The following is a 10057-nucleotide window of genomic DNA, read 5'->3' as shown; positions in this document are numbered from 1 at the left end:
GGCGCCAGCCGCGAAGCGATGCTCGGCGTGCTGGTGGAGCCGATTCTGCTGCTGGGACTGTGGGTGGCGGCGCAGGTTGCCGGTTCAACCCATATCAGCAGCATCACCGATACCCTCTACCACTGGCCCGCCGCGCGCAGCATTCCGCTGCTCCTGGCGCTGGCCGCCTGCGCTTTTGCCACCTTTATCGAAATGGGCAAGCTGCCGTTCGACCTCGCCGAGGCGGAGCAGGAGCTGCAGGAAGGGCCGCTGACCGAATACAGCGGCAGCGGTTTCGCGGTGCTGAAATGGGGGATTAGCCTCAAGCAGCTGGTGGTCCTGCAGATGTTTGTCGGCGTGTTTATTCCGTGGGGGCAGATGATCAGCTTCAGCGTCGGCGGGCTGGTGCTGGCGCTGGTCGTCGCGGTCGTCAAGCTGGTGGCCGGCGTGCTGATTATTGCCCTGTTTGAAAACAGCATGGCGCGCCTGCGCTTTTGTGCCACGTCCCGCGTGACCTGGGCCGGTTTTGGCTTTGCCTTTTTAGCCTTCGTCTCCTTGCTGGCGGCGTGATTTAAGAGAGTTTTAGATATGAACGAAGAAAAACCGGGTCAACGCTATCTCGCCGCGCTGCATCAGGCCTTCCCGGGCGTGGTGCTGGACGAGGCCTGGCAGACCAACGATCAGCTCACCGTCACGGTGAAGATCAACTATCTTCCGGAAGTGGTGGAGTTTCTCTACTATCGGCAGGGCGGCTGGCTGTCGGTGCTGTTCGGCAACGACGAGCGCAAGCTCAACGGCCACTATGCCGTTTACTACGTGCTGTCGATGGAGCAGGGGACCAAATGCTGGATCACCGTGCGCGTGGAAGTGGACGCCAATAAGCCGGAGTATCCGTCGGTGACGCCGAGGGTGCCCGCGGCGGTATGGGGCGAGCGCGAAGTGCGCGACATGTACGGCCTGCTGCCGGTTGGCCTGCCGGACGAGCGCCGTCTGGTGCTGCCGGACGACTGGCCGGACGAACTCTATCCGCTGCGCAAAGACAGCATGGATTACCGTCAGCGCCCGGCGCCGACCACCGATGCGGAAACCTACGAGTTCATTAACGAGCTGGGCAGCAAGAAGAATAACGTGGTGCCGATTGGCCCGCTGCACGTCACCTCCGATGAGCCGGGCCACTTCCGCTTGTTCGTTGACGGCGAAAATATTATCGACGCCGACTACCGCCTGTTCTACGTCCATCGCGGGATGGAGAAGCTGGCGGAAACCCGGATGGGCTACAACGAAGTGACCTTCCTCTCCGACCGGGTGTGCGGCATCTGCGGCTTTGCCCACAGCACCGCCTATACCACCTCGGTTGAGAACGCGATGGGCATCGTGGTGCCGGAACGCGCGCAGATGATCCGCGCCATTCTGCTGGAGGTGGAGCGTCTGCATTCGCACCTGCTCAACCTCGGCCTCGCCTGCCACTTTACCGGCTTCGACTCCGGCTTTATGCAGTTCTTCCGCGTGCGCGAGACGTCGATGAAAATGGCGGAGATCCTCACCGGGGCGCGTAAAACCTACGGCCTGAACCTGATCGGCGGCATCCGTCGCGACCTGCTGAAAGAGGATATGATCCAGACCCGCCAGCTGGCGCAGCAGATGCGCCGCGACGTGCAGGAGCTGGTGGAGATGCTGCTCAGCACGCCGAACATGGCGCAGCGCACCGTCGGCATCGGCCGCCTCGACCCGCAAATCGCCCGCGACTTCAGCAACGTTGGCCCGATGGTGCGCGCCAGCGGCCACGCGCGCGATACCCGTGCCGACCATCCGTTCGTCGGCTACGGCCTGCTGCCGATGGAAGTGCACAGCGAGCAGGGCTGCGACGTGATTTCGCGCCTCAAGGTGCGCATCAACGAGGTCTACACCGCGCTGAATATGATCGACTTTGGCCTCGACAATCTGCCGGGCGGCCCGCTGATGGTGGACGGCTTCACCTATATCCCACACCGTTTTGCGCTGGGCTTCTCGGAAGCGCCGCGCGGGGATGATATCCACTGGAGCATGACCGGCGACAATCAGAAGCTCTACCGCTGGCGCTGCCGGGCGGCGACCTACGCCAACTGGCCGACCCTGCGCTATATGCTGCGCGGCAACACCGTTTCCGATGCGCCGCTGATTATCGGCAGCCTCGATCCCTGCTACTCCTGTACCGACCGCATGACCGTGGTCGACGTGCGGAAGAAGAAAAGCAAAGTGGTGCCGTACAAAGAGCTGGAGCGCTACAGCATCGAGCGTAAAAACTCGCCGCTGAAATAAGGAGCCGCCATGTTTACCTTTATCAAAAAAGTCATTAAGACCGGCGCCGCGACGCACGCTTACCCGCTGGAGCCGATGCCGGTAGATAAAAACTTCCGCGGCAAGCCGGAGCACAGCCCCCAGCAGTGCATCGGCTGCGCGGCCTGCGTTAACGCCTGCCCGTCGAATGCCCTGACGGTGGAGACCGACCTCGTCACTAACCAGCTGGCGTGGCAGTTCAACCTCGGGCGCTGCATCTTTTGCGGCCGCTGCGAGGAGGTGTGCCCGACGGCGGCGATTAAGCTCTCGCAGGAGTACGAGCTGGCGGTGTGGAAGAAAGAGGATTTCCTCCAGCAGTCGCGCTTTGAGATGTGCCGCTGCCGGACGTGCGCGCGCCCCTTCGCCGTGCAGAAAGAGATCGATTACGCCATCGCGCTGCTGGAGCACAACGGCGATACCCGCGCCGAGCTGCACCGCGAGAGCTTCGAGACCTGCCCCGAGTGCAAGCGCCAGAAGTGCCTGGTGCCGTCCGATCGTATTGAACTGACTCGCCATATGAGAGAGGCCAGCTGATGAACAATTTACTGGGCCCGCGCGATGAAAACGGCATTCCCGTGCCGATGACGGTAGACGAGTCTATCGCCAGCATGAAGGCATCGCTGCTGAAGAGTATTAAGCGTTCCGCCTACGTGTATCGCGTGGACTGCGGCGGCTGCAACGGCTGCGAGATTGAGATTTTTGCCACCCTTTCGCCGCTGTTTGACGCCGAACGCTTCGGAATAAAGGTCGTTCCCTCGCCGCGCCACGCCGATATCCTGCTGTTCACCGGGGCGGTGACCCGCGCCATGCGCTCGCCGGCGCTGCGCGCCTGGCACTCCGCGCCGGACCCGAAAATCTGCATCTCCTACGGCGCCTGCGGCAACAGCGGCGGCATCTTCCACGATCTGTACTGCGTCTGGGGCGGCACCGACAAAATTGTGCCGGTCGACGTCTATATTCCCGGCTGCCCGCCGACGCCGGCGGCGACGCTGTACGGCTTTGCGATGGCGCTGGGCCTGCTGGAGCAGAAAATTCACGCCCGGCTGCCGGGCGAGCAGGATGAGAAGGCGGCGGAAATTCTGCATCCGAATATGGTCCAGCCGCTGCGGGTGCGCATCGACCGCGAAGCGCGCCGCCTGGCGGGCTATCGCTACGGTCGGCAGATTGCCGATGACTATATGCGCCTGCTCGGCCAGGGCGACAGCCAGGTCGTGCGCTGGCTGGAGGCGGAAAAAGATCCGCGTCTGACCGAGATCGTCACCCATCTCAATCAGGTGGTTGAGGAGGCGCGCATCCGATGAGCGAAACGGTGGTGTTCAGCCAGCTGAGCCGTAAATTTATCGATGAGAACGACGCCACGCCCGACCAGGCGCAGCAGGTGGTCTACTACAGCCTGGCGATTGGCCACCATCTCGGGGTTATCGACTGCCTGGAAGCGGCGCTGAGCTGCCCGTGGGATGAGTACCTGGCGTGGATCGCCACCCTTGAGGCGGGCAGCGCCGCCCGGTGTAAAATGGAAGGCGTGCCGAAGTATGGCGAAATCGTTATCGACAGCAATCACGTCACCATGCTGGCCACCGCTTTCGATAAGGCGCAGGCCGGGCAGACGCCGGCGCAGCAGGCGTGGAGCAGGCTAATGCTCAGCATGCTCCACGATATTCACCAGGAAAGCGCCATCTATCTGATGGTGAGGAGACTCCGTGACTGACGTTTTACTCTGCGTGGGCAACAGCATGATGGGCGACGACGGCGCGGGCCCGCTGCTGGCGGAAACGTGCGCGGCAAACCCGACGGGCGGCTGGGTGGTGATTGACGGCGGCAGCGCCCCGGAAAACGACGTCGTCGCGATCCGCGAGCTGCGCCCCGATCGCCTGCTGATCGTCGATGCCACCGATATGGGGCTCAGCCCCGGCGAGATCCGCATCGTCGATCCCGACGACATCGCCGAGATGTTTATGATGACCACCCACAATATGCCGCTCAACTATCTGATCGAACAGCTGAAGGAGGACGTTGGCGAGGTGATTTTCTTAGGCATTCAGCCGGATATCGTCGGCTTCTACTACCCGATGACCCAGCCGATTAAGGACGCGGTGGCCGAGGTTTACCGGCGCCTGAACGGCTGGCAGGGCTTCGGCGGGTTTGCTCCGCTGGAAGTGGTGGCGGAGTAAGGTTTCCCCGGAGAGGCGGCAGCGCCGCTATCCGGGGGATTGCCTTTACGCCAGATCTTCGCCGTTGCTGGCGATGACCTTTTTATACCACCAGAACGACTTCTTGCGCTTGCGGTCGAGGGTGCCGTTGCCGGCGTCATCGCGGTCAACGTAGACGAAGCCGTAGCGTTTGCTCATCTCGCCGGTGGAGGCGGCCACCAGGTCAATACAGCCCCAGCTGGTGTAGCCCATTACCGGAATACCGTCTTCGATAGCGTCGCCCATCGCTTTGATGTGCTCGCGCAGATAGCTGATGCGGTAGTCGTCGTTAATCTCGCCGTTGGCGTCGATTTCATCCCGCGCGCCGAGGCCGTTTTCCACGAGGAACAGCGGCTTCTGGTAGCGGTCATACATCATATTCATGGTGATGCGCAGGCCGAGGGGATCGATTCCCCAGCCCCATTCGCTGGCCTGAATATAGGGGTTTTTTAACGACTTCACGATATTGGCCGCGTTGGTGTTGCTGGCGTTCATCTCCGCCGAGGCGCAGCGCGAGGCGTAGTAGCTGAAGGAGACAAAATCGACGGTGTTGCGCAGGATCTCGTCGTCGCCCGGCTGTTTGACAATCGTCACGCCTTTCTCGCGGAGCATCCGCGCTGCCCATACCGGCCAGGCGCCGCGCGCCTGCACGTCGATAAAGAGCAGGTTTTCGCGATCTTTCTCCAGCGCCATCCACACATCTTCCGGCTTGCAGGAGTAAGGGTAGAAGTTGCCGCCCGCCAGCATGCAGCCGACCTGATTCTGTGCGTTCACCTCGTGGGCGATTTTGGTCACCTGGGCGCTGGCAATCAGCTCGTGGTGCGCGGCCTGGTACTTCACCTGATCCTGATTCTCCCCCTCTTCGAACGCCAGGCCGGCGCCGGAGTAGGGGCTATGGAGCATGATGTTGATTTCGTTGAAGGTCAGCCAGTATTTCACCAGCCCGTCGAAGGCTTCAAAGCAGGTGCGGGCGTAGTGGGTGAAGAACCCGACCATTTTGCGATTGCGCCAGGAGCCGTATTCGGTCACCAGGTGCATCGGCACGTCGAAGTGGCACAGGGTCACCAGCGGCTCGATATTGTGCTTTTTACACTCCTCAAACAGCGAGCGGTAGAAGGCGATCCCCTGCGCATTCGGCTCCTGCTCGTCGCCGTTGGGGAACAGGCGGCTCCAGGCGATGGAGGTGCGAAATACGCTAAAGCCCATCTCCGCCATCAGGGCGATGTCCTCTTTATAGCGATGATAAAAATCGATCGCCGTATGGCTGGGGTAGAACTCATCGTCACGCAGCTGAAAGCGCTTTTCCAGCCCCAGCTTGACCGGCAGGCGCCTGGCCCCGTGGGGAAGGGTATCGACGGTAGTCAGCCCTTTGCCGCCCTCCAGATATGCCCCTTCAGCCTGGTTAGCGGCCAGCGCGCCGCCCCATAAAAATCCGTTTGGAAAAGTCGCCATGCGTTACCTCTGTATCAAAAATTATATTCAGGCGTGGGATGCTTCGCTCGTCGCCTGGCGCTGTCTGGCATCGGCGGCGGCATCTTCCACCGGGATATCCTCAAAGCCGAGCAGCAGGGTCAGAACAAACGACAGCACCACCGCCAGCGCCATCACGCCGAAGACCCAGACGAGAGTCGTCGGGTTCGCCGGATCGAAGAACTGGACGCTGGTAAACAGGCCCGGCGCCGCCATGGAGTGGCTGGCAAGCCCGGCGATGCCGGCTACCGCGCCGCAGATAAAGCCGCTGATCAGGCTGGCGATCAGCGGGCGTTTAAGCCGTATTGCGACCCCGTACAGCGCCGGCTCGGAGATCCCGGCGAGAATAGCCGAGGCCGCCGCCGCCAGCGCCGTCTGGCGCAGCTCCGGGTTTTTCGTTTTCCACGCCACCGCCAGCGACGAGCCGCCCAGCGACAGGTTGGCGCCGATTTCTGACGGCATCACCATCCCCTCTTTGCCGGTTTCGGCAATGGTCTGAATGATAGTCGGCGTAAAGACGCGGTGCATCCCGGTCATCACCAGCAGCGGCCACAGGGCGCCCATAATCGCCACCGACAGCCAGCCGAGGTAGTGGTGGACGGTGTAAACCAGCGCCGAGATGGCGCTGCCGATCCAGATCCCGAGCGGGCCGATCAGCAGAATGGAGAGCGGCGCAGCGATCAGCACGATCAGCATCGGCTTAAGGAAGTTTTTCGTCACCGCCGGGGTGATCCTGTCGACCCAGCGCTCGATATAAGAGAGGCACCAGGTCATCACCAGCGCCGGGATCACGGTGTAGGTATATTTCACCGCGGTAACCGGAATAAAGGCGAACTCGACGTGTTCGCCCTGAGCGGCTTTGGCCATCAGATCGATAAAGCTCGGATGCACCAGCACCCCGGCAATGGCAATCGCCAGCGACATATTGGTTTTGAATTTCACCGCCGCGGAGGCGGCGACCATCAGCGGCAGGAAGAAGAAGGCGCCGTCGCCAATCACCGTCAGGATGGTGAGCGTCGGCGCGCCTTTCGGCAGGACGCCGCTCATCTCGAGGATCATCGCCAGCAGCTTGACCATCGATCCGCCGATAATCGCCGGGATCAGCGGCGACATGGTGCCGATCAGCCCATCGAGGATCCCGGCGCCGACCCGCCTGAAGGTCAGCGGCGGCTTGCCCACGGGCTCCGCCGGGCGCATCTCACCCGGCAGCAGGCTCATCACTTCGCGGTAGGCCTGGGAGACGGTGTTGCCGACGATCACCTGGCACTGGTTATCGCTGCGCACGACGCCCAGTACGCCTTTCAGCCCTTTTAGGGTCGCGCTATCCACCCGCGCGTTATCTTTGACCACGAAACGAAGGCGGGTCATGCAGTGGGTGACGGCGGCGACGTTATCAACGCCGCCAATCGCCGAGACGATCTGCTGTGCCAGGGCTGCATAATTTTTAGACATCGGATTTTATCCTGTTTATCAATGGGGTACTGGCTTTTCACCGCGCCCAAAAGCTGCGTGGCGTCGTGCATATGTAGGAAACCGGTTCCACAAAATCATGATGAGTTTAATTGATTCATACAAGATCTAAAAAAATCAGTTTTCAAATTTGTGATTTTGATCGGATTCTGCCGCAGAAAAGAATCTGCCCGGCGCGCGCGTCAAGGCTGTAAAACGGCATGGCGTGCAGTACACTGCGGGCATCTTTTTGCAACAGGAAGAACAACATGGCAACGATGCTGGAGGTCGCTAAGCGCGCAGGGGTGTCGAAGGCGACGGTTTCGCGGGTGCTATCGGGCAACGGCTACGTCAGCCAGGAGACGAAAGATCGCGTGTTCCAGGCCGTTGCCGAAAGCGGCTACCGGCCGAACCTGCTGGCGCGCAACCTGGCCACCAAAAAGAGCCAGACCCTGGGGCTGGTGGTCACCAATACCCTCTATCACGGGGTTTACTTCAGCGAGCTGCTGTTTCAGGTCGCGCGGATGACCGAAGACAAGGGGCGTCAGCTGATTCTGGCCGACGGCAAGCACAGCGCCGACGAGGAGCGGGAGGCGATTCAGTACCTGCTCGACCTGCGCTGCGACGCGATTATTATCTACCCGCGCTTTCTGAGCGTCGATGAAATGGACGCCATCGTGGAGCAGCACGACCGGCCAATTATGGTGCTTAACCGCCGCCTGCGCCGCAACGCCAGCCACTGCGTCTGGTCCGATCAAAAAGCGTCGGCCCTGGCCGCGGTACGCCAGCTCATCGCCCGCGGCCATCGCGAAATTGCCTTTATCACCGGCTCGCTGGATTCGCCTACCGGCATCGAGCGTCTCGCCGGCTACAAAGAGGCGCTGGCCCAGCACGATATCGCGCTCAACGAAGCGCTGATCGTGAAGGGCAAATGGACGCCGGAAACCGGCGCCGCCGGGGTTGAGACGCTGCGCCAGCGCGGCGTTAGCTACAGCGCGCTGGTGGCGAGCAACGACGATATGGCGATTGGCGCGATGAAGCAGCTACATCTGCACGGCGTGAAGGTGCCGGAGCAGGTGTCGGTGATTGGCTTCGATGACATCGTGCTGGCGCCCTATATGATCCCGGCGCTGTCCAGCGTCAAAATTCCGGTGACGGAGATGATCAAAGAGTGCATTAACCGGCTGATTTTTATGCTCGACGGCGGCGATTTCAAATTCCAGCAAACCTTCCCCGGCGAGCTGATTGAGCGCGATTCTCTTGGCGCTGGCCCCGGCGTCTGAGATCGTCATCTGTCATCGTCACATCTGACGATGACAGAAAACAGCTAATTAATTCCTTTTACTATCAATGCGATAAAAACTGGAACGTATTATGCATACTCCGGCGCGTAACCTTCTTACTGCTGGAGAAATGGATGAACCGTTTCATTATCGCCGACGCGAGCAAATGCATCGGCTGTCGCACCTGCGAAGTCGCCTGCGTGGTCTCTCATCAGGCTAATCAGGACTGCGCCGCGCTGACGCCAAAATCGTTTTTACCGCGTATCCATGTCATCAAGGGCGTCAACGTGTCGACGGCCACCGCCTGTCGTCAGTGTGAAGACGCGCCCTGCGCTAACGTCTGCCCGAACGGGGCCATCAGCCGCGATAAGGGCTTTGTCCACGTGATGCAGGAGCGCTGCATCGGCTGCAAAACCTGCGTCGTGGCCTGCCCGTACGGGGCGATGGAAGTGGTGGTGCGTCCGGTGATCCGCCATAGCGGCGCCGGCCTGAACGTGACGGCGGAAAAAGCCGAAGCCAATAAGTGCGACCTTTGCCATCATCGCGAAGAGGGGCCCGCCTGTATGGACGCCTGCCCGACGCACGCGCTTATCTGCGTTGACCGCAATAAGCTTGAGCAGATGAACATTGAAAAACGTCGCCGCACGGCGCTGGCCTGGTAGGACGATAGCGGCATGAACGGGGTGAAAATCCGCATCCGCGGCAAGGTGCAGGGGGTGGGATTTCGCCCCTCCGTCTGGCAGCTGGCGCAGCGCTTAGGGCGTCTCGGCGACGTGTGCAACGACGGCGACGGCGTGCTGGTGCGCCTGCTGGGCGACGAGGCGGAGTTTATCCCCGCGCTGGCTCGCCACTGTCCGCCGCTGGCGCGAATCGACAGCGCACGGGCCACGCCGTTTGTCTGGCAGGCCCTGCCTAAGGCGTTCACCATCCGCCGGAGCGCAGGCGGAACCATGCGCACGCAGATTGTTCCCGATGCCGCCACCTGTCCGGCGTGCCTGGCGGAGATGAACGATCCCGGGGAGCGCCGCTACCGCTACCCGTTTATCAACTGTACCCACTGCGGGCCGCGCTTTACCATTATCCGCGCCATGCCCTACGACCGCCCGTTTACCGCGATGGCGCCGTTCCCGCTGTGCCCGTCCTGCGAAGCCGAATACCGCAATCCGGCCGACAGACGCTTTCATGCCCAGCCGGTGGCCTGCGAATCGTGCGGGCCGCGGCTTGAGTGGCGCAGCGGGGAGGAGATCTGCTACGGCGAGGCGGCGCTGCGGGCGGCAGCGGAGCGGCTTGCCGCCGGGCAGATTGTGGCGATTAAAGGGCTTGGCGGCTTCCATCTCGCCCGCGTTTCCGGCGTCGCAGGCGAGATGGAAG

The 10057-nt window shown here is 61.6% G+C and carries 11 protein-coding genes; 9 read left to right on the top strand and 2 right to left on the bottom strand.

Annotation, left to right across the window (positions count from 1 at the left end):
* From PFH44_RS21070 to hycI, 6 genes are all read left to right on the top strand, one after another.
* On the top strand, positions 1–549 hold a 549-nt coding region (locus tag PFH44_RS21070), incomplete at its 5' end, for an NADH-quinone oxidoreductase subunit H (RefSeq protein WP_283826051.1).
* Between the two features lie 18 nt (positions 550–567).
* On the top strand, positions 568–2277 hold the full coding sequence (hycE, locus tag PFH44_RS21065; protein ID WP_045857645.1) for a formate hydrogenlyase subunit HycE: 1710 nt from the start codon (positions 568–570) through the stop codon (positions 2275–2277).
* A 9-nt stretch (positions 2278–2286) separates the two neighbouring features.
* Positions 2287–2829, top strand: a complete 543-nt coding sequence (locus PFH44_RS21060) for a formate hydrogenlyase complex iron-sulfur subunit (RefSeq protein WP_283826050.1) — start codon at positions 2287–2289, stop codon at positions 2827–2829.
* Positions 2829–3596 carry an NADH-quinone oxidoreductase subunit B family protein gene (locus tag PFH44_RS21055; RefSeq protein ID WP_045857650.1) on the top strand — a complete coding sequence of 256 codons (768 nt, stop codon included), beginning with the start codon at positions 2829–2831 and terminating at the stop codon, positions 3594–3596. The genes PFH44_RS21060 and PFH44_RS21055 overlap by 1 nt, the downstream gene beginning before the upstream one ends.
* Positions 3593–4003 carry a formate hydrogenlyase maturation HycH family protein gene (locus tag PFH44_RS21050; protein WP_283826049.1) on the top strand — a complete coding sequence of 137 codons (411 nt, stop codon included), beginning with the start codon at positions 3593–3595 and terminating at the stop codon, positions 4001–4003. The genes PFH44_RS21055 and PFH44_RS21050 overlap by 4 nt, the downstream gene beginning before the upstream one ends.
* Positions 3996–4466, top strand: coding sequence for a hydrogenase maturation peptidase HycI (gene hycI, locus PFH44_RS21045; RefSeq protein WP_283826048.1), 471 nt, complete (start codon positions 3996–3998; stop codon positions 4464–4466). The genes PFH44_RS21050 and hycI overlap by 8 nt, the downstream gene beginning before the upstream one ends.
* Positions 4467–4511: 45 nt before the next feature.
* Here hycI and PFH44_RS21040 read toward each other — a convergent pair whose 3' ends face one another.
* Positions 4512–5936 (bottom strand): 6-phospho-beta-glucosidase, encoded by a 1425-nt coding sequence (locus PFH44_RS21040; protein ID WP_283826047.1) that lies wholly within the window; start codon positions 5934–5936, stop codon positions 4512–4514.
* Between the two features lie 27 nt (positions 5937–5963).
* On the bottom strand, positions 5964–7406 hold the full coding sequence (gene ascF / locus PFH44_RS21035) for a PTS cellobiose/arbutin/salicin transporter subunit IIBC (RefSeq protein ID WP_283826046.1): 1443 nt from the start codon (positions 7404–7406) through the stop codon (positions 5964–5966).
* A gap of 266 nt (positions 7407–7672) precedes the next feature.
* On the opposite strand from ascF, the gene PFH44_RS21030 reads away from it, so the two are divergent.
* From PFH44_RS21030 to PFH44_RS21020, 3 genes are all read left to right on the top strand, one after another.
* Positions 7673–8686: a LacI family DNA-binding transcriptional regulator gene (locus PFH44_RS21030; protein WP_283826045.1), complete on the top strand. Its 1014-nt coding sequence runs from the start codon at positions 7673–7675 to the stop codon at positions 8684–8686.
* A 134-nt stretch (positions 8687–8820) separates the two neighbouring features.
* Positions 8821–9348: an electron transport protein HydN gene (gene hydN / locus PFH44_RS21025; RefSeq protein ID WP_095098443.1), complete on the top strand. Its 528-nt coding sequence runs from the start codon at positions 8821–8823 to the stop codon at positions 9346–9348.
* 12 nt (positions 9349–9360) lie between these two features.
* Positions 9361–10057, top strand: a 697-nt coding sequence (locus PFH44_RS21020; RefSeq protein WP_283826044.1) for an acylphosphatase, incomplete at its 3' end; no start/stop codon positions are given.

This window comes from Klebsiella sp. Ech2A (genome assembly GCF_030078455.1).
Taxonomy (GTDB): domain Bacteria; phylum Pseudomonadota; class Gammaproteobacteria; order Enterobacterales; family Enterobacteriaceae; genus Klebsiella; species Klebsiella terrigena.
Note: the sequence above shows the minus strand (reverse complement) of the source record. Positions and strands in the feature narration are given on the sequence as shown.